24 protein-coding genes are annotated in these 24,209 nt (G+C 48.8%); 15 read left to right on the plus strand and 9 right to left on the minus strand.

Annotated elements, in window-relative coordinates; genetic code table 11:
- The first annotated feature begins 17 nt into the window (after positions 1-17).
- The 5 genes from WBJ53_RS23365 (at position 18) to WBJ53_RS23385 (ending at position 6,131) form a co-directional block, all read left to right on the plus strand.
- Complete coding sequence (locus tag WBJ53_RS23365; RefSeq protein WP_338870668.1) at positions 18-941, plus strand: aspartate carbamoyltransferase catalytic subunit; 924 nt, start codon at positions 18-20, stop codon at positions 939-941.
- Positions 942-1,390: 449 nt separating this feature from the next.
- Positions 1,391-3,283 carry a CocE/NonD family hydrolase gene (locus WBJ53_RS23370; protein WP_338870670.1) on the plus strand — a complete coding sequence of 631 codons (1,893 nt, stop codon included), beginning with the start codon at positions 1,391-1,393 and terminating at the stop codon, positions 3,281-3,283.
- An 83-nt stretch (positions 3,284-3,366) separates the two neighbouring features.
- Positions 3,367-4,470: a VWA domain-containing protein gene (locus WBJ53_RS23375; RefSeq protein ID WP_338870672.1), complete on the plus strand. Its 1,104-nt coding sequence runs from the start codon at positions 3,367-3,369 to the stop codon at positions 4,468-4,470.
- A gap of 84 nt (positions 4,471-4,554) precedes the next feature.
- A complete protein-coding gene (locus WBJ53_RS23380; protein ID WP_338870674.1) occupies positions 4,555-5,451 on the plus strand; it encodes a serine hydrolase in 897 nt (298 codons plus the stop codon).
- Entirely contained in the window at positions 5,448-6,131 is a 684-nt protein-coding gene (locus WBJ53_RS23385; RefSeq protein ID WP_338870676.1) for a uracil-DNA glycosylase family protein, read from the plus strand. The genes WBJ53_RS23380 and WBJ53_RS23385 overlap by 4 nt, the downstream gene beginning before the upstream one ends.
- A gap of 43 nt (positions 6,132-6,174) precedes the next feature.
- Here WBJ53_RS23385 and WBJ53_RS23390 read toward each other — a convergent pair whose 3' ends face one another.
- Together WBJ53_RS23390 and WBJ53_RS23395 are read right to left on the minus strand one after the other, a co-directional pair.
- Positions 6,175-6,693, minus strand: a complete 519-nt coding sequence (locus WBJ53_RS23390) for a lipocalin family protein (protein WP_338870678.1) — start codon at positions 6,691-6,693, stop codon at positions 6,175-6,177.
- Between the two features lie 231 nt (positions 6,694-6,924).
- Entirely contained in the window at positions 6,925-7,431 is a 507-nt protein-coding gene (locus WBJ53_RS23395) for a lipocalin family protein (RefSeq protein WP_338870680.1), read from the minus strand.
- Between the two features lie 356 nt (positions 7,432-7,787).
- Between WBJ53_RS23395 and WBJ53_RS23400 the strand changes: the two genes are divergently transcribed.
- The 10 genes from WBJ53_RS23400 to WBJ53_RS23445 all read left to right on the plus strand — a co-directional run bounded on the left by WBJ53_RS23400 (position 7,788) and on the right by WBJ53_RS23445 (position 20,365).
- The gene (locus WBJ53_RS23400) at positions 7,788-8,108 is read left to right on the plus strand and encodes a heavy metal-binding domain-containing protein (protein WP_338870682.1); all 321 of its coding nucleotides are present in this window, start codon (positions 7,788-7,790) and stop codon (positions 8,106-8,108) included.
- Positions 8,109-8,273: 165 nt separating this feature from the next.
- Positions 8,274-10,391, plus strand: coding sequence for a S9 family peptidase (locus WBJ53_RS23405; protein ID WP_338877225.1), 2,118 nt, complete (start codon positions 8,274-8,276; stop codon positions 10,389-10,391).
- A 14-nt stretch (positions 10,392-10,405) separates the two neighbouring features.
- Positions 10,406-12,046, plus strand: a complete 1,641-nt coding sequence (locus WBJ53_RS23410) for a M1 family metallopeptidase (protein WP_338870684.1) — start codon at positions 10,406-10,408, stop codon at positions 12,044-12,046.
- Positions 12,047-12,160: 114 nt separating this feature from the next.
- Entirely contained in the window at positions 12,161-13,081 is a 921-nt protein-coding gene (locus tag WBJ53_RS23415; RefSeq protein WP_338877226.1) for a dihydrodipicolinate synthase family protein, read from the plus strand.
- 36 nt (positions 13,082-13,117) lie between these two features.
- On the plus strand, positions 13,118-14,116 hold the full coding sequence (locus tag WBJ53_RS23420; protein ID WP_338870686.1) for a 4-hydroxyproline epimerase: 999 nt from the start codon (positions 13,118-13,120) through the stop codon (positions 14,114-14,116).
- Positions 14,117-14,217: 101 nt separating this feature from the next.
- Entirely contained in the window at positions 14,218-15,462 is a 1,245-nt protein-coding gene (locus WBJ53_RS23425; protein WP_338870688.1) for an FAD-dependent oxidoreductase, read from the plus strand.
- Positions 15,463-15,735: 273 nt separating this feature from the next.
- A complete protein-coding gene (locus tag WBJ53_RS23430; protein ID WP_338870690.1) occupies positions 15,736-17,187 on the plus strand; it encodes a S41 family peptidase in 1,452 nt (483 codons plus the stop codon).
- Positions 17,188-17,545: 358 nt separating this feature from the next.
- Complete coding sequence (locus WBJ53_RS23435) at positions 17,546-18,640, plus strand: kelch repeat-containing protein (RefSeq protein ID WP_338870692.1); 1,095 nt, start codon at positions 17,546-17,548, stop codon at positions 18,638-18,640.
- Positions 18,641-18,648: 8 nt separating this feature from the next.
- Positions 18,649-19,020, plus strand: coding sequence for a DUF4907 domain-containing protein (locus tag WBJ53_RS23440; RefSeq protein WP_338870694.1), 372 nt, complete (start codon positions 18,649-18,651; stop codon positions 19,018-19,020).
- Positions 19,021-19,030: 10 nt separating this feature from the next.
- The gene (locus tag WBJ53_RS23445) at positions 19,031-20,365 is read left to right on the plus strand and encodes a DUF4270 family protein (RefSeq protein WP_338870695.1); all 1,335 of its coding nucleotides are present in this window, start codon (positions 19,031-19,033) and stop codon (positions 20,363-20,365) included.
- 138 nt (positions 20,366-20,503) lie between these two features.
- Here WBJ53_RS23445 and WBJ53_RS23450 read toward each other — a convergent pair whose 3' ends face one another.
- From WBJ53_RS23450 to WBJ53_RS23480, 7 genes are all read right to left on the minus strand, one after another.
- Complete coding sequence (locus tag WBJ53_RS23450) at positions 20,504-20,695, minus strand: hypothetical protein (protein ID WP_338870698.1); 192 nt, start codon at positions 20,693-20,695, stop codon at positions 20,504-20,506.
- A 238-nt stretch (positions 20,696-20,933) separates the two neighbouring features.
- On the minus strand, positions 20,934-21,386 hold the full coding sequence (locus WBJ53_RS23455) for a cold shock domain-containing protein (RefSeq protein ID WP_338870700.1): 453 nt from the start codon (positions 21,384-21,386) through the stop codon (positions 20,934-20,936).
- A 106-nt stretch (positions 21,387-21,492) separates the two neighbouring features.
- The gene (locus WBJ53_RS23460) at positions 21,493-21,966 is read right to left on the minus strand and encodes a hypothetical protein (protein WP_338870702.1); all 474 of its coding nucleotides are present in this window, start codon (positions 21,964-21,966) and stop codon (positions 21,493-21,495) included.
- A 47-nt stretch (positions 21,967-22,013) separates the two neighbouring features.
- Complete coding sequence (locus WBJ53_RS23465; RefSeq protein ID WP_338870704.1) at positions 22,014-22,301, minus strand: hypothetical protein; 288 nt, start codon at positions 22,299-22,301, stop codon at positions 22,014-22,016.
- A gap of 34 nt (positions 22,302-22,335) precedes the next feature.
- The gene (locus tag WBJ53_RS23470; RefSeq protein ID WP_338870706.1) at positions 22,336-22,551 is read right to left on the minus strand and encodes a hypothetical protein; all 216 of its coding nucleotides are present in this window, start codon (positions 22,549-22,551) and stop codon (positions 22,336-22,338) included.
- An 11-nt stretch (positions 22,552-22,562) separates the two neighbouring features.
- Entirely contained in the window at positions 22,563-22,754 is a 192-nt protein-coding gene (locus tag WBJ53_RS23475; RefSeq protein WP_338870708.1) for a hypothetical protein, read from the minus strand.
- A 523-nt stretch (positions 22,755-23,277) separates the two neighbouring features.
- Positions 23,278-24,180: a class I SAM-dependent methyltransferase gene (locus WBJ53_RS23480; protein ID WP_338870710.1), complete on the minus strand. Its 903-nt coding sequence runs from the start codon at positions 24,178-24,180 to the stop codon at positions 23,278-23,280.
- Positions 24,181-24,209: the final 29 nt, after the last annotated feature.

The raw sequence follows: 24,209 nt of genomic DNA on the forward strand, positions 1-24,209 counted from the left end.
TTGTTCGTATCGTTCACATGGCCCAATCCCTCAGCGTCCGCCATCTGGTGGGTATCAAAGACCTAACCGAGTCAGATATTCAACTCATTCTGGAAACGGCCGGTCAGTTTAAAGAAGTCATCAATCGCCCGATCAAGAAAGTCCCATCGTTGCGTGATATTACTATTGCCAACGTTTTTTTCGAGAACTCGACCCGCACACGGCTATCGTTCGAACTGGCAGAAAAGCGCCTTTCGGCCGATGTAGTCAATTTTTCAGCATCGGGCAGCTCGGTCAAAAAAGGCGAAACCCTGCTCGATACAGTCAATAATATTCTGGCCATGAAGGTCGATATGGTGGTGATGCGGCATAGCAGCCCCGGCGCTCCGCACTATCTGACCAACCATATCAAAGCCAATGTTGTGAACGCGGGCGATGGCACCCACGAACACCCAACGCAGGCCCTGCTCGACTCGTTTTCGATTCGTGAAAAACTCGGCGATGTTGCGGGCAAACGAATTGCCATCATCGGCGACATCACCCACTCCCGCGTGGCGCTGTCGAACATCTTCTGCCTTCAGAAACAGGGGGCCGAGGTGATGGTTTGCGGCCCCAAAACACTGATTCCAAAGTATATTGAGTCACTGGGCGTTCAAGTTGGGCATGATGTTCGGGCAGCGCTGGCCTGGTGCGATGTAGCCAATGTGCTCCGAATTCAGTTGGAGCGTCAACAAATCAAGTATTTCCCGTCGTTGCGGGAATATTCGCTCTATTACGGCATTTCGAAGCAAATGCTCGATGAACTGGACCGCCCTATTGTGCTGATGCACCCCGGCCCTATTAACCGTGGCGTTGAACTTACTTCCGACGCAGCCGACTCATCGCATTCGATCATTCTCGATCAGGTCGAAAACGGAGTTGCCGTTCGAATGGCGGTGCTGTATCTGCTGGCGCAGTTGTAAAATAAACGACTTTAAGTAATACAATACACCGTCATTATTGAAGAGCAGGGCTTTTCATAAACCAGAATAACTACTACGATGACATGCCTACGGCATTGCTATGAAAAGCCCTGTATTGAAGAGACAAACAATAGCGGTTACTCGGCTTATCTATCAGACTTACCAGTTTGCTTTACTGTAGCTGAGACAATTGACGAAGCGAAAACAGCATAGTTCGCGAAACAACCCCTCCATTAGCCTGCGCTATCTTTTGACTTGCAAATGCCCGGATTTATGGCGACCCGGTCAGTTATATAGGTAGTCAGCTTCTTTATTTTAAGCAATACACCAAAGCTTGTATTTTTCGATGTGACTCCGACCGATCAGGCTCGGTTCCATTTACCGCTTTTGTTTTATCCGCCGAAATGCGTTATTTCACTACCTAGCCTGTCAATCATACAACCTCATCAATGAAACACTCCTCTACATTCGTTCGAACCATTCTTTTTATTGCCCTCTGCGTTACACACTACGCCCACGCCCAGGAAGACATTCTTAAAAAATTACAGGATATTGCCATCATCGAGCAGAAAGTGATGATGCCCATGCGCGATGGCGTTCGGCTGGCAACCGATATCTATCGGCCCAAAACCGATCAGAAAGTCCCGATTATTTTCTCCAAAACACCGTACAATTTCAATAGCTGGGGCGACGGCGAACAACGCATGAACTCCTATCAGGCTGCGCTCGATGCCGTTAATCGGGGCTATGCCTATGTGGTTCAGAACGAGCGGGGTAAATTTTTCTCGGAAGGTGAATGGGATATTCTCGGCCCGCCAACTACCGACGGCTACGACGCTTTCTCCTGGATGGCCAAACAGCCGTGGTCGAACGGGAAGATTGGCACATACGGTTGCTCGTCGACTGCCGAATGGCAAATGGCAGTAGCCGCACTGGACCATCCGGCCCATGCTGCTATGGTCCCAATGGGCTTCGGCGCAGGCGTAGGACGCGTAGGGTCGTTTTATGAACAGGGCAACTGGTACCGGGGCGGAGCGCAACAAATGCTTTTTACGACCTGGCTATACGGCACCCAAACCGACCAGTTTGCGCGTCCGCTCTTTCCCAAAACCGCTAGCAGTGAAGACCTTACCCGCGTTTCGCGTTTCTACGACCTGGCTCCCGAAATGCCGAAAGTCGACTGGGTGCAGGGGCTGAAGCATTTGCCCGTTCAGGACATTATCAAAAATGTGAACGGCCAGAAAGGTATTTACGAAAAAATGATCGTTCGCAAACCCAACGACCCCGACTGGTATAAAGGCGGTCTGTATCACGACAACATGCCTTTTGGCGTGCCTAGCTACTGGTTTGTGTCGTGGTATGACGTGTCGACCGGACCGAATCTGGCACTGTTCAATCACGTTCGTAAAAATGCGACCGATCCGCAGGTGCGCGACAATCAGTATCTGGTCATTGCACCTACGCTGCACTGCGCCTACAAACGGGCTACGGCCAACACCATTGTTGGCGAACGCAGCGTTGGCGATGCCCGACTCGACTACGACAGTATGATTTATGGCTGGTTCGATCACTTTCTGAAAGACGCAAACAATGGTGTACCGACTAATATGCCCCGCGTGAAATACTACACCATGGGCTCCAACAAATGGCAGACCTCGGATACCTGGCCTCCCGCCAATGCAGAAATGACTACCTACTTTCTTTCCAGTGGTGGCCGTGCCAATAGCCTCTATGGCGATGGAAAATTAACAACCAGGCCATTAGGAAAAGATGAAAAACCGGATGCCTTTGCCTATGACCCCAATTATCCGGTACCGTCGTATGGTGGCAATGTATGCTGCACAGGCAATGCCGTTCAGGGTGGCTCCTTCGATCAGCACCAGATGGAAACCCGGCAGGACATTCTGGTGTATACCACCGAACCTTTTGCCGATGGCGTTGAACTGACGGGTTCCATTGAACTAACCCTCTACGTATCGTCGGATGCCAAAGACACCGATTTTACGGTAAAACTGATCGACGTTTATCCCGATGGGAAAGCCTATAATCTGGATGAAACCATTCTGCGCGCCCGTTATCGCGATGGTTTCGACAAAGAAGTGTGGATGGAGAAAGGAAAAGTATACAAGCTCACATTAAGCCCCATGGCAACCAGCAATTATTTTGCACCGGGCCACCGGATACGGATTGAAGTATCGAGCAGTAATTTTCCGCGTTTCGATCGAAACATGAATACGGGCGGAGATAACGTTAGCGAAACAAATGGTGTGGTGGCCCACAATCAGATTTTTCACACGGCCCAGTATCCGTCGCAAATCCGGTTACCGATTGTGAAGAAATAAGGCGAACAAATCCTCAACCCATACTGTTCTCCAGTCACTAGCTATTCACACATTCGCTCTCGCACACTTTCGCTCTTTAATCTATGAAAGGCTTTCAATTTTCTGATTACATACCGCCCGAACAAAAAGAAGGCAGCAAATTTGACCAACTGCTCAACATTTTTCAGCAACTATTATTGCTAACGTCTGGCGATGTTGAGCAGGCAATGGCGTGGATGAGCCAGCTCGACCGGCAATATGGCCTGACCGACGACAAGTATGGCATCGGTAATTTTTTCGATGATCTGAAAGAAAAAGGCTACCTGACCGAAAGCAATGAAGAAGGTCGAATTGTGATGACGCCCAAAAGCGAACAAACCATTCGCCGGTCGGCGCTGGAAGAAATTTTCGGCAAGCTCAAACGCTCAAAATCGGGGGGCAACCACAACACACCATACACTGGCACGGGCGATGAGCTGAGCAGCGATCTTCGTTCCTATCAGTTTGGCGACACGCTGGAACAGATCTCGATGACCGAATCGATCAAAAATGCGCAGATCAACAGCGGTGTCGAAGAGTTCCATCTGATGGAGCGCGATCTGGAAGTGACCGAGAAAGAGCAGAAAACACAGACGTCTACGGTGCTGATGATCGATATTAGCCACTCGATGATTCTGTATGGTGAAGACCGGATTACACCGGCCAAAAAAGTAGCGCTGGCCCTGGTCGAACTGGTGAAACAGAAATACCCAAAAGACACGCTCGACATTGTAGTGTTTGGCAACGATGCCTGGCAAATTCAGGCCAAAGACCTGCCCTATCTGGAAGTTGGCCCTTACCATACCAACACGGTAGCTGGTCTCGAACTGGCAATGGATCTATTGCGCCGTCGGAAGAACAAGAACAAGCAAATTTTCATGATTACGGATGGGAAACCAACCTGTTTGAAAGAAGGGATCAAATACTACAAGAACTCGTTTGGCCTCGACCGGAAAGTGGTCAGCAAAACCTTAACGCTGGCCGCCCAATGCCGTCGGCTGGAGATTCCGATCACGACCTTTATGATTGCCTCTGATCCGTATCTGAAACAATTTGTGCAGGAGTTTACGAAAGTGAACAACGGACGGGCTTATTATAGCGGCCTGCAGGGGTTAGGCAATATGATGTTCGAAGATTTCCAGCGCAACCGCCGGAAAAATATTAAGTAGGTTTATCTGTAGGGTTTCAAACAGCATCTGGCTGTTTGTAGTATAAGTATTAACAAACAGCCAGATGCTGTTTGAGGCAATTTTATGATCGATAAACCAACAGTTGGTGGTCTGAAAAATAAAGTCGGGGCTTCCGTTCCGACTTTATTTTTTCTGCTTTGTATGGTTTCAACCACATTTGGGCAGACCCTTTCCGAGAGCCTGACTGCTTTTTATCAACAACTTCCTCAAAACGCCCGTATCAGTATTGCTACGCAATCGTTACTCGATAGCAGCCAGTCGTTCTACTACCGGGCCGATGAGCGGGTTCCATCAGCCAGTGTTATTAAGCTTCCGATTATGCTCGAAGCGATGGAGCGGGTTAAAGCCGGCATGCTCGACCTCGACGAGATTCATATTCTGACCAACTCCGAAAAAACCGGGGGGAGTGGCGTTCTGAAAACCTATTCGCATCGCAGCCGGGTCAGCTATCGCGATTTGCTTCGGTTGATGCTCATCTATAGCGATAATACCGCAACCAACATATTCATCAATGAACTCGGGCGCGACGCCATCAATCAGCGGATTCGCAGCATTGGGCTTACGAAAACGCAATTGAATCGTGTGATGATGGACACGCTGGCTGCCCGGCAAGGTCGCGAAAACTACGTGACCACGCGGGAAATGAATGAGCTGCTGGAAAAAATATACCGCAAACAGGTTGCTACGCCCGAACTCTGCGACCAGATGATTACAATACTGGAGCAGGTCGAAGATACGAAAAGCATTCCGAGCCTACTGCCCAAAGGTACTGTGGTGGCGCATAAAACCGGTACGCTATCGTATGTTCGGGGTGATGCCGGGATCGTGTATGCCAGATCGGGCAATCAGCTTCGGCCCTTTCTGCTTTCTGTTTTTGTCGAAGGTGTCCCAACCGCAGAAGCCGAACGGATCATTGGGGAGGTTGCCCTACGCTGTTACACTTACTTTGCTCAACCATGACCACCTTTGCCGAAAAAGCCATTGATTACTACAATTCGCTGATGGCCCCTGCCGGTTTGCCACCCGAAATCGGCGTGATGAACCCGTATCAGAAACCAGCCGTACAGCAGATTGTCAGCGCGTTTTATCAGCGTTTTTTCAACGACACCGCAGCCCGCGTTTTTGTACTGGGCATCAACCCCGGCCGATTTGGAGCGGGCGTAACGGGCATTGCCTTCACCACACCCCAGAATCTGCGCCGGTATTGTGGCATCGACAATGCACTGGCCGACACACCCGAACTGTCGAGTCGGTTTATTTATCAGGTTGTTGAGGCATTTGGCGGAGCAAAAGAATTTTACAATCGCTTTTTTCTGACATCACTCTTTCCGCTGGCACTCACCAAATCCGGGAAAAACTACAATTTCTACGACGACCGCGCCACGACCGATGCGTTATGGCCTGCCATTACGGAAACCGTTCAGACACAGACCCGCTTTGGCTACAATCGGCGCGTAGCCGTTTGTCTGGGCCGAAAAAACGAAGGCTATCTGCAACGACTGAACAATCAGCATAATTTTTTCGACTCAATCGTTACGCTCGATCATCCGCGTTATATTCTGCAATACAGAAGCCGAGACGCGGCAACATATCTGGAAAAATACATCGCCACCTTGCAGGATTGCCTGGAAAAGGCATAAAAAAAGCCCGCCTGCGGGCTTTTTTTATCCACCACGATGTTGATCAAGCTCGCGTCAGGACGATTGTCATGGTCGCGTTCACAGGATTTCCGTCCTTATCACCAACTTGTTTTTTTGCAGTTAAAGTCAGTGTATTGCCACTGATTGCGGTATCATAATTCTCAATTGTACCGTCGGAATTAGTTATTGTAAGCTTGTTGCCACTCATAACCCATTTTCCATTATTGGAAACCGGAGCAACATCGCTTAGTTCATCTGTTCCATCCTGACAGGAGGCTGGATTATTTGAGGAGGTCGTACCGTTACTATTGAGAGTAAGTGTCAATTCTTTCAGGCATGTTTCGGCTCCAAGTGCTACAAATAGCTGATAGAAATCATCTATTGTCCCAAAGATACCCGTATCGACAGCCGGGTTAATTTTCATACTGGTTATTTTCCAGTTTCCTTCAACCGAACTGGGCGTTACCGAATCATTACTACTCTTACTGCAATTACTGAAGGCAAGAGGCAGGACCATAATCAGGGCCCAGGCAAATGAACGAAGCAAATAATTCTTTCTCATTAAACGTAAATAAAAATATGAACAATGGGACTCACCCCAAAAATGACACATAAAGCATATATACAAAGAATAGATTTCGTTAGCGGCATCGTTTGTACAATACATTCTATAAACCGCATACAAACAATATCGCAAACTACGCCATGCTCCAGGTTACCCTAAAAAAGTTCAGGCTACCTGCATCGTGCAGATAGCCTGAACTGGAAAAGAGAATATGCCTTCGCTTAACTTTTAGGCGCGTTTGAATTCGATCATGGTGGTGTATGTCTCCTTCACGCCATCGCCATCCAGATCGTCCTGCTCGTTGACACTCCAGGTCATCGAATTTCCGTTAATAGCCAGGTCATAAACCTGTGCACCATCACTGTCGGTAATCGTGAGCTTACTTCCCGAGACATTCCAGGTCGAATTGTCGGTAGCCGGATTGAAATCGTCAGCCCCCGCCGACTGGCACTTGGGCGACGCTACACCCGTAACTTTACCATTGCTGTTGAAGGTGATCTTGCTATCGGTCAGACAGGCTACGGCATCCTCCCCAACGTATTGTTTGATCAGATCGAGGTAGTCTTCGGTCTGGTTGCCCTGTTTCAGTTTCATGCCCGAAATTTTCCAGCTTCCTTCAATTGAATTGGGCGTTACCGGATCGCCACTACCGCCACTTTCTTTCTTACAACTTCCGAACCAAAGCGGCATGGCTATAACCAATGCCCAGGTGAATAAACGGCCTAACTTCATCATGAGTATTTGTGTCTTAGTGATTGAGTTTTTGTTAGTTTCGACACAAAAGTAGACCGCCCCCCCAACAGCCACACGGGCATTCGGGATGAACTGTTATATACTATCTGCAAAGCAGCAGAAACCCTCAATGAATTGCTCCTGTTGCCACGCCCGAAGCGCGAATACCAACAGACTCGTTAAACAAATCAGGCTATTGCCAACGTTTGCGTTATCCACCAATTCACTGATTTTCTTTGGCAAAGCATACCCAAATCCAGCGTATCGACTACATCTATAGCCATATTGAGAAAACAATCATTTGTATATATTCTTAACTGTATAACTTTACAGCTTCACAACGCCACAACTTCTTCTCAATGCTCATCACCACTACTCCCAATATTGAAGGCAAAAACATTAGTCGATATGTAGGTCTGGTCAATGGCGAAGCTATTATTGGTGCCAATCTGGTTAAGGATTTTTTCACCTCGATTCGTGATGTAGTCGGCGGGCACTCAGGCGCCTATGTTCAGGCCCTGCGTGAAGCCAAAAGCATCGCCATCAAAGAAATGATCGACCAGGCAACCCGGCTCGGTGCCAACGCGGTTATTGGTGTCGATTTAGACTATCAGACCATTGGATCTAACGGTGCTATGCTCATGGTAAGTGCCAATGGCACGGCAGTTGTTGTCGAATAGCGGTTCTTTTCTGGCAGCATTCTAAATTTCGTGTAACTTTACTGGCTAACCGAAACTAGCTGCTTTTTTGTGACTTCATCTCATTTATCTTTTCGCCAAACCATACTGACCGTATGGCTTGGCGTTACTGTTTCACTAGCTACCGCTCAGGTTCCGGGGTGGCAGATGCATTGGTCTGCAGATGGCAACGCCTACGCATCCATTGAACAGGGCGATCTGGTTAAAACCGACATCCGATCGGGTCGTAAAACCACGCTGCTGACAAAAGACAAATTTCGCAAACCCGGCTCCGATCAGCCACTCGCTGTTACTGACTTTGTATTTACCCCTGACAGCAGCAAGGTTCTGATTTTTACCAATACGGCCCGCGTATGGCGTTATAATACGCGTGGCGATTATTACCTCATTAACCGCTCTGGTGGCCAGTTTAGGCAGCTAGGCTCATCGGCACCCGCCTTACCGGCCCAGTCATATATGTACGCCAGGTTTTCGCCCGATGGCCAAAAAGTAGCGTATGTCAGCGACCATAATCTGTTTGTTGAAGATGTGGCTACAGGTCAGCGAACGCAACTCACCACCGACGGCACCCGCAAACGCATCAACGGCACCTTCGACTGGGCTTACGAAGAAGAATTCGACTGTCGGGATGGTTTCCGATGGAGCCCCGATAGCAAACGGATAGCCTACTGGCAGGTCGATGCTACCAAAATCCGGGACTACCTGATGCTGAACACCACCGATTCGATTTATTCGCATGTGGTGCCGGTCGAGTATCCGAAAGTTGGGGAAAACCCCTCGCCAGCCCGCCTTGGCATTGTGTCGGCAACAGGAGGTGCCACAAACTGGCTGAACATCCCCGGCGATCCGCAGCAGCATTACCTCGTGCGGATGGAGTGGTTCCCAAACACCGATGCCGTTATTGTTCAGCAACTGAATCGTAAGCAAAACGAAAGTAAACTGTACGTTTGCAATCCAACCGACGGGTCGGCAAAACTAATTGCCACCGAAACCGACAAAGCCTGGATCGACGGAAAAGATCGCTGGAGTCCGGCCGGACCAGCTGGCTGGGAGTGGCTCAACAATGGTAAAGCTTTCGTATGGGTTTCAGAAAAAGACGGCTGGCGTCATCTCTACCGCGTTAGTGCCGACGGCAAACAGGAAGTATTACTGACACCCGGTTCTTACGACATTTCATCGGTTAGCCATATCGACGAACCAACCAATCAGATCTATTTTATAGCTTCGCCCGAGAATACCAATCAGCGCTATTTATACCGTACCCGATTAGATGGCAAGGGCAAAGCAGAGCGTATTACTCCAGCCGGGCTATCGGGTACACACGGCTACACGATTTCGCCAAATGGTCGGCTGGCCATACACACCTTTACCAACTACCAGACACCGCCGGTTCGGGAATGGATCACGCTGCCCGATCATAAACCAGTAAACGAAAACGAAAGTATTGCCACCAGAGCCAAACCAGTAGCCAAATCCAACGTCAGCTTTTTCAAACTCACTACCGACGATGGTGTATCGCTGGATGGCTGGATGGCCAAACCAACCGATTTCGACAGTACAAAAAAATACCCGGTCGTTTTTTATGTTTATGGTGAGCCTGCGGGTAGCACCGTCAATGATGTTTATTCGGTGGGCAGCAACCATATGTTTGTCGGCGATATGGCCAAGACTGGCTATGTCTACGTAGCTATCGACAACCGGGGCACCCCAAACCTGAAAGGAGCCGCGTGGCGCAAAGCCATTTATCGGCAAATTGGCCGCATCAATATCCGCGATCAGGCCATGGGCGCAAAGAAATTATTTTCACAACATGCTTATCTGGACACCAGCCGCGTAGCTGTCTGGGGCTGGAGCGGTGGCGGTTCTACGACGCTGCATCTACTGTTCCAGCATCCGGAAATTTACAAAACCGGCATTGCTATTGCGGCCGTTGGCAATCAGTTGTTCTACGATAATATTTATCAGGAACGCTATATGGGATTGCCGCAGGAAAACCGCGAAGACTTCGTGGCGGGCTCGCCCGTTACCTACGCTAAGAACCTGAAAGGCAACCTTCTCTACATTCATGGAACTGGCGACGACAACGTACACTACGATAATGCCGAAGTGCTGATCAATGAGTTGATCAAATACAACAAGCAGTTTCAGGTGATGCCCTATCCCAACCGAACGCATAGCATTTCGGAAGGTCCGGGCACGTCGCAGCATCTGCGCACACTTTATACAAACTATTTGCTTCAGCATTGTCCTCCCGGGCCGCGCTAAGGCTCTTTTAAACCATGACTCGATCAATTCTCATAGCGTTTGTTGTTAACTTGCCTTTGCTGGCAACAGCGCAGAAGTATGAGTTTACGCACGACGATACGTTGCGTGGTTCCATTACGCCCGAACGCGCCTGGTGGGACCTGGCCTTTTACCACCTGAATGTCCGGGTCCAACCCACCGACAGCACCCTGAGCGGTTCAACAACCATTCGCTACCGTGTGCTGAAACCCGAAAAAGTGATGCAGGTCGATTTGCAGCGACCACTACGGGTTCTGAAAGTGGAGCAGGATGGTCAGCCGCTGAAATTTCGGCAAGACGGCGACGCCTATTTCATTACCCTGACCAAACCCCAAAAGATCGCTCAGACCGAATCTATAACCGTATTTTATGCCGGAAAGCCGCGTGTAGCCAAGCGCCCACCCTGGGATGGCGGCATGGTATGGAGCCACGACAAATCGGGGAACTGGTTCATTGCAACCGCCTGCCAGGGGCTGGGTGCCAGTGCGTGGTGGCCCTGCAAAGACCATATGTACGACGAGCCCGATTCGATGGCCATCAGCGTAACCGTACCGGAAGGCCTAACCGATGTATCGAATGGGCAACTGCGCAACGTAACTACCAACCCCGACCACACCAGCACCTTCGACTGGTATGTGCGCAACCCGATCAATAACTACGGCGTAAACCTCAATATTGGTCAGTATGAACACTGGAGCGAGAAATACGCAGGCGAAAAAGGGCCACTGTCGATTGATCTGTATGCCCTCCGCGACCATGTCGATTCGGCCCGGATACAGTTCAAACAGGTAACTCAAATGATGAAAGCGTTCGAGCATTGGTTTGGCCCGTATCCGTTCTATGAAGATGGCTATAAGCTGGTTGAAACGCCTTACCTGGGCATGGAACACCAAAGCTCGGTAACCTATGGCAATAAGTTTCGCAATGGCTACCTGGGCCGCGACCTGTCCAAAACTGGCTGGGGACTGCTCTGGGATTTTATCATCGTTCATGAATCGGGTCATGAGTGGTTTGCCAACAACATTACCTATAAAGACATTGCCGATATGTGGATTCATGAGAGCTTTACAAACTACTCCGAGAATCTGTTTACGGAATATTATTACGGCAAAGCGGCTGGTGCGCAGTATGTGATCGGCTGTCGGAACAACATCCGCAACGACAAACCCATCATTGGCATTTATAACGTTAACCACAGCGGCTCGGGCGATATGTACTACAAGGGTGGCAATATGCTCCATACTATCCGGCAACTGGTCGATAACGACGAAAAATGGCGGCAGGTGCTGCGTGGTCTGAACAAGACGTTCTACCACCAGACCGTAACGACGAAACAGATTGAGGATTACATGAGCAAACAAACCGGCCTGAATCTCAAACCTGTGTTCGATCAGTACCTGCGCGATACTCGGATTCCGATTCTCGAATACCATCCGGTAGCTGGCGGGTTCCAGTATCGCTGGACCAACTGCGTAGCCAATTTCGCCATGCCGGTGCTCGTCTGTCTCGACGAATCGGGACCGTATAAAAAGCTGAATCCAACAACCGACTGGAAAACCGTGTCGGCCAAAGGAGCTACCGCTCTCACGCCCGACGCGAATTATTATGTATTGAGTAAACTGGTTCAGAGTTTATAGTTTTCAGTTTACGGTGCTTCGCTCATTCAGGACCTCACTACTACGGAGCACCGTAAACTGAAAACATAAACCGAAAACCATAAACTGAAAACTAAAAAACCTCCCCCTATGGCAATCAACTGGCAAGGCGTATTCCCGGCCTTAACTACCAAATTCACCGCCGACGAAGAGCTCGATCTGGCAGCATTTACGCACAACCTTCAGGCGCAGCTCGACGCAGGTGTCGATGGAATTATTCTGGGCGGTTCACTCGGCGAAGCCAGCACCCTCTCAAACGATGAAAAGGAAACGCTGCTCAAAACCGCCGTCGACTATGTCGATGGGCAGGTTCCGGTACTGCTGAACATTGCAGAAGGGGCTACCCGCGATGCTATTCGGGTAGCCGAGCGTGCCGCCAGCCTGGGCGCCCGTGGTCTGATGCTGCTTCCGCCCATGCGCTACAAAGCCGATGAACGCGAAACCTGCGCCTATTTCAAAGCGATAGCCGCTGCCACTGATTTGCCCATAATGCTCTATAACAATCCCGTCGATTACAAAATTGAGGTAACACTCTCCATGTTCGATGAGTTGGTCGCCTTCCCTACTATTCAGGCCGTAAAAGAATCGACCCGCGATATTTCCAATGTAACACGGCTGCGGAACCGTTTTGGCGACCGGATCAAGATTCTGTGCGGAGTGGACACACTGGCCATGGAAGAACTGGTTATGGGTGCCGATGGCTGGATTGCCGGTCTGGTTTGTGCATTCCCGCGCGAGACGGTTGCCATTTATCGGCTCGTGAAAGCCGGTCGGTACGACGAAGCCCGGGCCATCTATCGCTGGTTTATGCCCCTGCTCGAACTGGATATCCATCCGAAACTGGTTCAGTACATTAAACTGGCCGAAGCCGCTACCGGCCTGGGTACCGAATACGTACGGGCTCCCCGCCTGATGCTGGCCGGTGCTGAGCGCGAACGCATCCTGACAATTATCAACGCCGGTCTGGCTAATCGTCCGGCCCTGCCCGAACTCGAAGAACTGGCGAATGTCGGCTAATGACATTACTCTGTTTTTATCATACATTACGAGTTCATGAAGTCTTTCTTCTGTATTGATGCCCACACTTGTGGGAATCCGGTTCGGGTTGTAACGGGAGGTAGTATTCCGTATCTGGAAGGTGCAACGATGAGCGACAAACGCCAGCACTTTCTGCGTGAATACGACTGGATTCGAACCGGGTTGATGTTCGAACCGCGCGGCCACGACATGATGTCGGGGAGTATTTTGTATCCACCCAGCGATCCAGCCAACGATGTAGGTGTCTTATTCATTGAAACATCGGGTTGCCTGCCCATGTGTGGCCATGGCACTATTGGTACCGTAACGGTGGCCATCGAACAGGGGTTGGTGACGCCTAAAACACCGGGCATTCTAAACCTGGAAGTACCCGCTGGTCTTGTCAAAGTGGCGTATCGGCAGGAGGGCAAAAAGGTAAAATCGGTTAAGATAACGAACATTAAATCCTATCTGGCTGCCGAAAACCTGACTGTCGAATGCCCCGATCTTGGCTCTCTGACTGTCGATGTGGCCTACGGTGGCAACTTCTACGCCATTGTCGATCCCCAGCCAAACTTTCCTGGTCTGGAGCACTATAAAGCCGAGCAACTTATTGCCTGGGCCCGCGTGATGCGTCAGCGGATGAATGAACAATACACCTTTGTGCATCCCGAAAACCCGACCATCAATGGGTTGAGCCATATTTTGTGGACGGGCGAACCGCTCGATCCAACCTCAACGGCCCGCAACGCTGTTTTTTACGGCGACAAGGCCATTGACCGGTCTCCCTGCGGCACCGGCACCTCTGCCCGGCTGGCCCAATGGTATGCCAAAGGCCGCCTGAAACCAGGGCAGGATTTCATTCACGAGAGTATCATCGGCTCAAAATTTATTGGCCGCATCGAAGCCGAAACCGAGTTGAATGGCAAACCCGCCATCGTTCCCAGCATTGAGGGCTGGGCCATCATTCATGGTTTCAACCAGATTCTGCTCGATGAAGACGACCCGTATCAATTCGGCTTTCAGGTGATATAGTTTATGGTATTCGGTTTACGGTTGCTTCGCCTAACAGCATACATCCTGCCGTAGCAACGCAACCGTAAACTATAAACCGTAAACTGAAAACTTCAGAAAAAATGACAATAGGCATTATTGGCGGAGGTGTTAGCGGATTGTTTTCGGCTTATTATCTACGTCGGGCCGGGCATGATGTAACGGTACTCGAAAATGGCACCTTTGCCGACAGTTGTTCGCATGGCAACGCAGGTATGATTGTGCCGAGTCATATTATTCCACTGGCAGCACCGGGCATGATCGCCAAAGGCATCCGCTGGATGTTTCGGTCGACCAGCCCTTTTTACGTAAAACCCCGGCTCAACCGTGAGTTACTGCGTTGGGGCTGGCTTTTCCATCGACATGCGACTGCCGAACACGTTGAACGGGCTATTCCGGTTCTGCGCGACCTGAGTCTGCTCAGCAAGAAGTTATACCAGGAGCTGGCGACTTCCGACAAACTGGACTTTGGCTGGAAAGAACATGGCCTGCTCATGCTCTACCAAACTGTTGACAATGAGCACGAAATGGCCGACGAAGCCGATGTTGCCAACCGAGCAGGCGTTGAAGCTCAGGTGCTGACGGGCAAGCAGGTTCAGGATTTGGAGCCCAATGCCCGCGTGACCGTTCGTGGAGCTGTTTACTACCCTGGCGATGCGCATATTTACCCGAATCAGTTGATTCAGGAACTGGTTGTTCAGTTACGGCAAATGGGCGTAACCTTGCTGGAGAATCAACATGTTCGTGATTTTTCGATTCAGAATGGCAGCATTCGGGAAGTGCTTACCACAACGGGAGCCTATTCGTTCGATCAGGTAGTGGTTGCAGCCGGAGCCTGGTCGCCGGAGTTGATGCATAAACTAGGTCTGGCCTTACCGCTGCAAGGTGGCAAAGGCTATAGTTTTATGCTTCCCAAACCCGAACAGGCCATTCGGGTACCGGCCATTATGCTCGAAGCACGGGCAACGGCCACTCCTATGAACGGGCAACTGCGACTGGCCGGTACGCTCGAAATTGCCGGTACTGATCTTCACGTTAATCCAAATCGGGTTCGGGGCATTGTGCAGGCCATTAATCACTACTACCCCGACTTAACCGTACAGATGCCCGCTACCGAAACGGTTTGGCGGGGTTTGCGTCCTTGCTCGCCCGATGGGCTGCCCTACATTGGCCGGATTCGAAGTCTGAATAACGTAACGCTGGCGACCGGTCATGGCATGATGGGCGTAAGCCTCGGCCCAGCTACGGGTCTGTTAGTAGCAGAGGCTGTTCAGGGAAAACCAACCAGCCTGCCGCTCGAACCGTTTGCGCCTGACCGTTTTAAATAAACCTAAAAGGTTTTGGAAACCTTTTAGGTTTACGTTGGCCAAAAGCCTGAATCTGATAGTCAGATTCAGGCTTTTTTATGTCTGTTTAGCACATTAAAATGCTGTTAAGCCCTTTAAACTAACCAACTGACTTACAGCTATTTTTTAACCAATTAACAGCTACCAATAAGTCAACAATCGCACCGACTGCAACACTCCAATCAGGCCAAACGTATCTGTCAGCAGAAGAGAATCAATACTCTTCTTACTATACAGATTCAGGCAACAAATCTTATGTCCAACACATCTCACAATCGGTTTATCGGGCAACTGTCGATTGCCGGACTATTGACTTTTTTGGTATTAACGTTTACCTCCTGTAACAAAAATGCGGACACAATTTCTCCGCAAACACGCACAACATCGACCAACAACTCACTCGTCGATCATTGGATTCTGGAAAATATGCGGGAAGTTTATTACTGGAACGACAAGATTCCGGCGAACCCCGACACAACCCTGGCCCCTTCCGACTTTTTCGACTCCATTCTCTATAGCTATGATGCTACTGCGCGCCCCGATGGCGACCGGTTTTCGTGGATTGAAGAAAGTGCCGATAATCTGACGGCCGAACTCAGTGGCGAAACAAAAACGACCGGAATGGAATTTACGCTGTATTTGCGTGCGGCCAATTCGAACGACGTCATTGCACAGGTGCTGTATGTGTTGCCCGGTTCTCCGGCCGATCAGGCCGGTTTAAAACGGGGCGATATTATCAGCAAGGTAAACGGGCAAGGAATTACCGTCGACAATTATCAGTCGCTGCTTTTTGGCGATATGACGACCTACACATTTGGGCTGGCCCAGGTAAGCAACCAGTCGATTCTTGATACCGACGTCACCAAAACCATAACAACGGCTGTGTTCCAGGAAAATCCGGTCTTTCTGGACTCAGTTTATACGGTTGGCAGCAAAACCATCGGTTATTTAGTGTACAATCAGTTTGTTCCGGCACCAAACGGCAGCAACGGCACTGACTATGACGATCAGGTCGATGCTATTTTCAGCAAATTCAAGGCGCAGGGTGTCAATGAAATGATTCTCGACCTGCGCTACAATCCGGGCGGCTATACATCTTCATCGGCCAATCTGGCCAGTTTGATCGGAAAAGGTGTCGATGCCAGCAAGCTCTATTTCCGCGAAGAATGGAATGCCACCTTGACTCCCTATCTTACCCAACAATACGGCAGCGATTTCTTTTTGCAAAAATTCAGCACAAAGGCCCAGAACATCGGCGGCAATCTGTCGCGATTGATTGTCTTAACAACCGACTGGACGGCCTCTTCGAGCGAATTGGTGATTAATGGCCTGCGTCCCTACATGACCGTTACGACCATTGGCACCACAACCGTCGGCAAAAATGTTGGCTCGATTACGGTTACCGACGACAGTGGACAAATCAAATGGGGTATGCAACCGATTGTCTTTAAGTCCTATAACAGCCTTGGCCAGTCCGATTACTCGGGCGGTTTCACACCATCAGTAGAAGTCCAGGAACCGATCAATCTGTATCCGCTTGGCGACACGCGCGAAGCGCTGCTTAGCGCGGCTCTGGGCTACATATCAGGCACGGCCAACAGTCGGCTGGGCGTTTCGCAAAACCCGTTGAAAGCACTCGGTTCGTCGATTCAACGGAAAGCGGGCGGCAGTCAGATGTTCCGGCGTCTTAAAAATCTCAACCTGTGAGATGAGAGCCCTTTCTTTGGCTGCACCGGATTTTCCTGATAATCACTACCAAGGAACACGGTGCGGCCCATCGAAAGGGCATTTTTCTATAAAATCAGGTACAAACTTTACGGTCTACTTCAATAATTAAGAATTTTTATGAATAGCCCCCGTTAGTAAGTAAAGCCAGTTTGAAGTAATTTTGCAAAGCGCATTTGACGTTCGACCTCACACAGGTCAGAGTTAGATAGCATTGGCTCGCAGGAGTAACAATCAGCTAATTGGCTCTAAATCTGTTCGATCAGGCCGTCAAATGCGTTAGTCTTAACGCAAATTGGTGTAACTTTACGGTTTAGTTCTTTCGTTTACGCTATCTTTCATGATTCATTTTCCAATCCGATTTCGTTCGGCAAAAGGCTCCATGCCGAAGTTAATATCCCCTACGGCTACTCAATCTCAAGCAGACCAGGATACTAAAAATCACCGCCGTTCGCAGCTCATCAACTGGGCCTTAGGACTTGTTTGTATAGGCTGGGCTGGAGCGCTCGTTGGTTGCAAAAGCTCAGATGCCACTGTACTGGGCGACTGGAAAAGTCGTTCCGAACTGGAAGGTCCGGCACGTTCCAATGCGGTTAGTTTTGTTATCGGCAATTTTGGTTATCTGGGCACTGGTCTTAATTCCAGCAACGAACGCCTGAAAGATTTCTGGGCGTATGATCAGAATAAAAACACCTGGGTTCAGCTAGCCGATATGGCTGGTGTGGCCCGTTATAGTGCTGTTGGGTTTTCAATCGGCACAAAAGGATATGTAGGAACAGGTATCAATGCCAATGGCGACCGGCTGAAAGATTTCTGGGAATATGACCAGACCTCAAACACCTGGAAAGCAGTTGCCGATTTTGGTGGTACGGCCCGCACAGGTGCTGTTGCCTTCAGCATTGGCACAAAAGGTTATGTTGGCACAGGTTTCGATGGCAACTACCTGAAAGATTTCTGGGCTTTTGATCCAACCCAAAATGCCTGGACAAAAGTTGCCAGCTACAGCGGTGCCAAACGCGAAGGTGGCGTTGCTATGGTTATCAATGGCATTGGTTATGTTGGTACCGGCAATAACAATGGGCTGGCTCAACGGGACTGGTATGGCTACGACCCTGCACAGGATTTGTGGATTGAGAAAGCTCAATTCACCGATGATCAGACCTCTTCGATTACCCGGAGCTATGCCGTTGCGTTTACCATTAACAACAAAGGCTACCTGACCAATGGTAACTCAAACGGTACGGTTGTGTGGGAATATGATCCATCAACCGATCTGTGGTCAAACTCGCTAGGCGCTTTCGAGGGTGTTAGCCGGACTTATGCCGTTGGCTTTGCTATTGGCGGTAAAGGCTATGTTGCAACGGGTACCAACGGTTCATCGTCTAAATATGATGACCTGTGGGAGTTTGATCCGACAATTGCTCAGGAATTATAAATTGTTCCATGTCAATACTACAACAGAAGCCTACCCAGCCACATAACCAGGTTTCTGGTACGGTAACGATCCGCAAAGGGTTGCTTTGGGTGATGGTTGTACTTGGCTTTCTGACGGCTTACCTGTTTTATCCTCGACACACGAATTATGAGGTGCAGGTATTTGATACGGGAAAGGGCTGGGGCTACGATATTCTGAGAAACGGAAAGGCATTTATTCATCAGCCAACTGTGCCGGGTGTTGCCGGCACAGTTGGCTTTGCCAACGCAGAGCAGGCCCAGAAGGTCGGTGAGCGAGCGGTTGAGAAATTAGAACAAGAGAAGGATTTACCAACTCTTACCCATGACGAATTGCGCCAGTTAGGCGTTAAAATTCCCTGATTTGTTTTTTATGATGCGTACTCTGTGGTACGCCGGTTTGTTGCTGCTGACCGGTATTATACTGTCTGCTTGCCAATCAGGCGACCTTAACATAGGTCAATCGGTCATCAACCCTCAGCAGTTGTTGCTGCAACCGATTGACACTGTGACGATTCTGGCCTCGACCGTTCTGAAAGCCGATTCGTTTGCAACTTCTAGCGATAATAATATTGTGGTTGGTCATTGGTCTGATGCACAAACCGGACAATTGACGGCCAAAACCTTTACATCAGTTGATTATCCATCGAACTCGTTAGCAACGACAACGAATCTGACGGTTGATTCGCTGGTGCTCGAATTAGGTTATGCATTCTCGTATGGCGATACAACCACAGCCTTCACGCTGAACGTGCATAAGCTTAAAAAACCTATTGTTGCCGGATTAGCCTATTACAACACCAGCACAGCTAGCTACGAAGAAAATCCGCTGGTATCGAAAACGATTGTACCCAACTACAATACCGGAACCCAACTGATTACCGTGCGTTTCCCAGATACGCTAGCCCAATCGTTATTCACAAAAATTCAGAATAACGACATCAGTAGCAATACGACGCTGGCCGAAATGCTTCCTGGCTTTGCGTTTGTGGGGCAATCGACAGTAAATTCATTTCGTGGTTTTGCAAATTCCTATGGTTCAACTGTAACGGGCTTACGGTTGTATTATCACTCCACCGATCCCACGTCAGGCGTGACACCCACCAGTCAGAATCTGCTGTTTACTCTTTCGACAACTCACTTTACGGAGTTGAAAAAAGACCTGAGCAACACGCCATTGAAAGGGTTAAAAAATCGTTCGGATGCCATTAGTAGCCAATTAACAGATAATACTACGTTTATATCGTGGGGATCGGGCCTGCAAACGCGCCTTGAACTACCTTATCTGGATAAGTTTCTTCAATCCGACAATTTTGCGGGTATTAATGGTGCTTTTCTGGTAGTTAGTCCGGTTCGCAAAAGCCTGAGCGATAACGCAGGTCCGCCAACAGCGTTAACCTTGTATGGGACCAACAGCCAGAACGAAGTTGTTTCGAACATACCCGGCACATCGTCGGGGCAGGTACCGTATACCGTTGGCTATAGTGTCAGTGATACGCCACTAATGCTCAAGGATACCTATACGTTCGACCTGACAGCCTACATTGGTCAGATAATCAGACGAAATATTCCCAATCGTCCGCTTCTACTTACAGTAGCCAGTACAGCGCCATCCGTAAAGGAGTTAATTCAACGGGTTACTCTGGGCAACCAGCAAAAAGCAAACGACCAGATGAAGCTTCAGTTGTATTTCACCTCCAGTCTTTAGGTGCCTATACGACTTGTGCGTTAACCAGCTTCAGGTTTGCCATAAGTAAAGGGCCAGCAAGACGAAATCTTGCTGGCCCTTTACTTATAATGGGATCGTCTCACGATTAGCTTAAGAAGCTATATGAGCGAGCATACTTCACTCTTCAACCCCTAATGGCAAACGTATAAATTGAGGAATCAAATCATCTCGTTTTGTTGCCTGTTCGAGCGTCATATACAGAATAGTACCAGGCATACCACGCACCAGATAAGGTTTTTTATCGGTTGGAATAGGCTCTAGCGCCACAGACTTGCGCATTTTGGGAGTTATTCGAGGGAATTCGCTCATACAGGAAGTTAATAAGTTAGTAAAATTAATTATCCATTCATTAGAAGCTGTTTGCGTTAGCGATTTGAAGGCAGACGGAGCGAATACCAGTAGCTCTCGGTCTGCCAACACAGGGCTTTTTGAAGGCCATAGCCACCACCACACTAACACCATTCGCTCAACCAGCTTTTTAACCTTCTGAAAATCAACTAGCATCAGCAAACCAAATAGTGCCCGCTATTGACATTCAGCTATATAATCATTCGGGTTTCGCTGCTTTCTTCACCTCAATTGCGCTTGGGCCTTTGGGAGTCATGGTTAGTGTAAAACTAACCCGATCCTGTTCATTGATTGGTTCCAATAGCGAGTTGATATGCACAAAAACGCTGGCCTGAGTCTGTGTGTCTTTAATAAAACCATACCCCTTAGAAGCCGAAAAGGAAGTTACAATTCCCTGATGAATCTTCGTTCCTTCTGCTATGTCCGACTGCCGGGGAACACCAATCTGAATATCCTCCTCATTCACAGTCCGTTGCCGACGTGGATCGGGCGGGGTGGTCGACAGATTACCGTTTTCATCTACATAAGCAAGCATCTGATCCAGCGATTGACCTTTTGGCGTACTCGCTTTACGGCTTTCCATCTTTTCCTGCTTTTGTTTTCTCTTTTTCTGACGCTGTTTTTCTTTTTCTCTTTTACTGAATGTTTCCATAGTTTGTAGTTTATCTCGCGAGACTAGCAGGAGCACACATACTAGTCCATGTGGAGAATGCTGATTATTTATTTTTCCCGCCTGAATGAACCCGACGGACGGTTGTTTAAGGAAGCAAATGATGTTCGGCCTCATCAACGGCCCGGCTTATATGATGATTCAGGTATATGCGTTGATCATCCAGAAAAAACGCAACATCGTCGTCATAGTCGCTGGTAAAAAAGAGGCCATTAGCAAAATAGCCGGTTCCCCGACCGAAGTATCGGTTTAAGCGATGATAATACCCCTGATAGGCCAACCGAGCCGTTAAATCGGCCGGAGAGCCCGGCAGATAGGAATGAAGCCAATCAACAAGGGAGGTTATATCCTGAATTTTACCGTTTACACCGACACCTTCATAAAAGCTAACCCGATGACCCACAGCATTTTCCTCAACCAGAAGATCATTGACCAACATGATCAATTCGGCAAATGCCGATTTCCAGGGTGCATCATCGCTAGAGTTTTCTCGAAAAAGCGGAGATTCCAGCAACTCATGAATCCGCTTTAAGGACTTAACAGAAGTGGCGTTATCGACCATAGTGGTTTCAGGTTTAGATACCGAATACCGTCCTGTCGGATACAGCATTACGATAATATATAGGGGTAAACCTCATAAATCATTGCTATTGAGGTTCCATCCTTAAACGGTAATCGTTTCAACAAACGCAGAATACCATGTTCATAATCGGTTGGGGCATTGTTGAAAGCCACATAAAACTGTCGATATTCGATTGCAACGTTGGTATCGACCTTAAAAAGCAAACTAACTTCGTACCCATTGACCTCTACCTCATAAAGTTGCGCATTCCGGGGAAGAGCCACTTCGTTGAAGCCGCCGAACAGAATGATGGACACAAAAGGATCAATAGCCATAGGAAGACAGAAAATCGCTTTCGAGATATCCTAATTACGAGTCGACCAACCCGTGAATGGTATAGACTCCTTCACTGACCGTAACAATCAGATTCTTGCCAGACCATAAGAGCAGATCAATACCGTCGAGGTCCATAGCCGTTAGTGCTATTCCTTTAGGAAGTACTTTTCCTGACCGAATCCGAATAGGAACTCGTGTTTTAAAAAACCCTTCGATTGGCGTAAACAGGTAATTAAAAATTATCGTCATAACCGATAAAATTACTGGCCTGTTTCTACAAACGAATTCCCAACCTGAGGAATCAGGTCTTGCCGTTTGGCTGCCTGTTCGGCAGTCAAATACAAAACCGTACGAGGTTCATCTCGTATAAAGTAGGGCTTTTTGGAGGCTTCAATGAGTTGGCGAGCCGCCTGCTGACGCTCTTTAGCCGATAATTTTGAGGTTTCTCTCATCTAGGTATTAATTCATCTATATTGGTTCACTGATGGGTAAGCAAAGGCAAACTGGTTTCCCAGTTCTTATTCGTTGACAGGCATTCGTTGGCAATGAATTTGCCCTGTTTGTCTTAGGGCAGCGAAAGCAGATAGCACCGGGAAAAAGCCCGTATCAAATAACGACAGCGAAAGTGTAAATGCCGACCCATTAAAGAAGTCCGTTCGTTCCTGCCATGGCAGATATACACTAACTCTACCGCAACACAACCGTCAATAATGCTCTTTCGATTGGGCAAGGCAACTGCCACGATCGATAGCCATAAAACCCAGGATTCGAACAGGTTGAACCCCGAAACAGAGTGCGCTGACAGGTACTGTTCATTGCAGATAGCATCCGGGCAGTCGGTCATGAATAAAGGCATCTGACTGCCGGTTAGCAAGCATCTGGACAGCGCTATATAAATGTAACGCGTTTATTAACAAAAAGATTACAGCGCGTTACACTATTTGTTCTGAGTGTTGCATCGACCATTGTTTGCCGCTATACTTTTTCAAAAACAAGCCGGTAATGTTCCATTGTTTCCTGCTGAAAGCACACCCGGTTAGGGCTAACCCGAAACACGGCAATCAGATCGCGAAAGGCTTTGCTGGTCAGCATACGAGGTAATAATGACGCATAAAGCAGGTATTTCTGAAGATTAAAAGCCCGGAATCGCTTACGCCACTGGCCAATGGTTTCGATATAATCCAGTCGTCCGCTACTTTGCGAAATAAGTTTAAAGTGCGGTTGTGCATTCCGAATTACCTGCTCGGGACCATAGGGTAGCCAGGAACCCGGAAACTGAGCAATCATCAGTGCCAGGGCATAAGAAGGAGAATCTTTAGGCGCATCGAGACTGATGTCTTCAAACGGAATCATATTTTTGCCAAATACCATTGTCTGCATATAAAACCGCCCCCCTACGGGTAGCAAGTGGGTAAGTGACTGAAAAAAATCGGCATATACCTTGTCCTGCTGCCCTGCCTGATACTGCTCTACAGAACAGAAATGCTCCATCCCGCCAATACAGCTAACGGCGTCGAATGTGCCATAATCGGCGGGCGTAATCTGTCGGCAATCTTTAATATCGACCGACAAACCATTTTCCCGGCAGGCTTCTGCCTGTCCGCTCGATAGAGTCACGCCTTTTCCGATAGCGCCCCGTTCTTTACTATATTGCAGGAAAGGCCCCCAGCCACAACCCATATCCAGAATCCGGGTGCCAGGTCCAACTCCCAGGCTATCGGCAATAAATTTGTGTTTCTGACGCTGTGCCTGCTCCAGGGTAAGCGAGAAATCGCCGTTATACATAGCTCCGCTATAATCGCCGGTCTGGCCCATGCTCAGGCGAAAAATTTTATCGATCGTGGTATAGGTAAAGTCTAAATCCTGCTGTGAAGCCATTGGAATAAAAGAAAAAGGTGAAAAAAATG

Source organism: Spirosoma sp. SC4-14 (assembly GCF_037201965.1).
GTDB lineage: Bacteria > Bacteroidota > Bacteroidia > Cytophagales > Spirosomataceae > Spirosoma.

Coding starts and splice junctions, on each gene's coding strand:
- WBJ53_RS23380 (WP_338870674.1), top strand. CDS start 4,555: ATGATCGATAAACCAACAGTTGGTGGTCTGAAAAATAAAGTCGGGGCT.
- WBJ53_RS23370 (WP_338870670.1), top strand. CDS start 1,391: ATGAAACACTCCTCTACATTCGTTCGAACCATTCTTTTTATTGCCCTC.
- WBJ53_RS23365 (WP_338870668.1), top strand. CDS start 18: ATGGCCCAATCCCTCAGCGTCCGCCATCTGGTGGGTATCAAAGACCTA.
- WBJ53_RS23410 (WP_338870684.1), top strand. CDS start 10,406: ATGACTCGATCAATTCTCATAGCGTTTGTTGTTAACTTGCCTTTGCTG.
- WBJ53_RS23385 (WP_338870676.1), top strand. CDS start 5,448: ATGACCACCTTTGCCGAAAAAGCCATTGATTACTACAATTCGCTGATG.
- WBJ53_RS23480 (WP_338870710.1), bottom strand. CDS start 24,180: ATGGCTTCACAGCAGGATTTAGACTTTACCTATACCACGATCGATAAA.
- WBJ53_RS23420 (WP_338870686.1), top strand. CDS start 13,118: ATGAAGTCTTTCTTCTGTATTGATGCCCACACTTGTGGGAATCCGGTT.
- WBJ53_RS23455 (WP_338870700.1), bottom strand. CDS start 21,386: ATGGAAACATTCAGTAAAAGAGAAAAAGAAAAACAGCGTCAGAAAAAG.
- WBJ53_RS23430 (WP_338870690.1), top strand. CDS start 15,736: ATGTCCAACACATCTCACAATCGGTTTATCGGGCAACTGTCGATTGCC.
- WBJ53_RS23440 (WP_338870694.1), top strand. CDS start 18,649: ATGTCAATACTACAACAGAAGCCTACCCAGCCACATAACCAGGTTTCT.
- WBJ53_RS23475 (WP_338870708.1), bottom strand. CDS start 22,754: ATGAGAGAAACCTCAAAATTATCGGCTAAAGAGCGTCAGCAGGCGGCT.
- WBJ53_RS23435 (WP_338870692.1), top strand. CDS start 17,546: ATGATTCATTTTCCAATCCGATTTCGTTCGGCAAAAGGCTCCATGCCG.
- WBJ53_RS23450 (WP_338870698.1), bottom strand. CDS start 20,695: ATGAGCGAATTCCCTCGAATAACTCCCAAAATGCGCAAGTCTGTGGCG.
- WBJ53_RS23425 (WP_338870688.1), top strand. CDS start 14,218: ATGACAATAGGCATTATTGGCGGAGGTGTTAGCGGATTGTTTTCGGCT.
- WBJ53_RS23445 (WP_338870695.1), top strand. CDS start 19,031: ATGATGCGTACTCTGTGGTACGCCGGTTTGTTGCTGCTGACCGGTATT.
- WBJ53_RS23460 (WP_338870702.1), bottom strand. CDS start 21,966: ATGGTCGATAACGCCACTTCTGTTAAGTCCTTAAAGCGGATTCATGAG.
- WBJ53_RS23400 (WP_338870682.1), top strand. CDS start 7,788: ATGCTCATCACCACTACTCCCAATATTGAAGGCAAAAACATTAGTCGA.
- WBJ53_RS23390 (WP_338870678.1), bottom strand. CDS start 6,693: ATGAGAAAGAATTATTTGCTTCGTTCATTTGCCTGGGCCCTGATTATG.
- WBJ53_RS23470 (WP_338870706.1), bottom strand. CDS start 22,551: ATGACGATAATTTTTAATTACCTGTTTACGCCAATCGAAGGGTTTTTT.
- WBJ53_RS23465 (WP_338870704.1), bottom strand. CDS start 22,301: ATGGCTATTGATCCTTTTGTGTCCATCATTCTGTTCGGCGGCTTCAAC.
- WBJ53_RS23375 (WP_338870672.1), top strand. CDS start 3,367: ATGAAAGGCTTTCAATTTTCTGATTACATACCGCCCGAACAAAAAGAA.
- WBJ53_RS23395 (WP_338870680.1), bottom strand. CDS start 7,431: ATGATGAAGTTAGGCCGTTTATTCACCTGGGCATTGGTTATAGCCATG.
- WBJ53_RS23405 (WP_338877225.1), top strand. CDS start 8,274: ATGCATTGGTCTGCAGATGGCAACGCCTACGCATCCATTGAACAGGGC.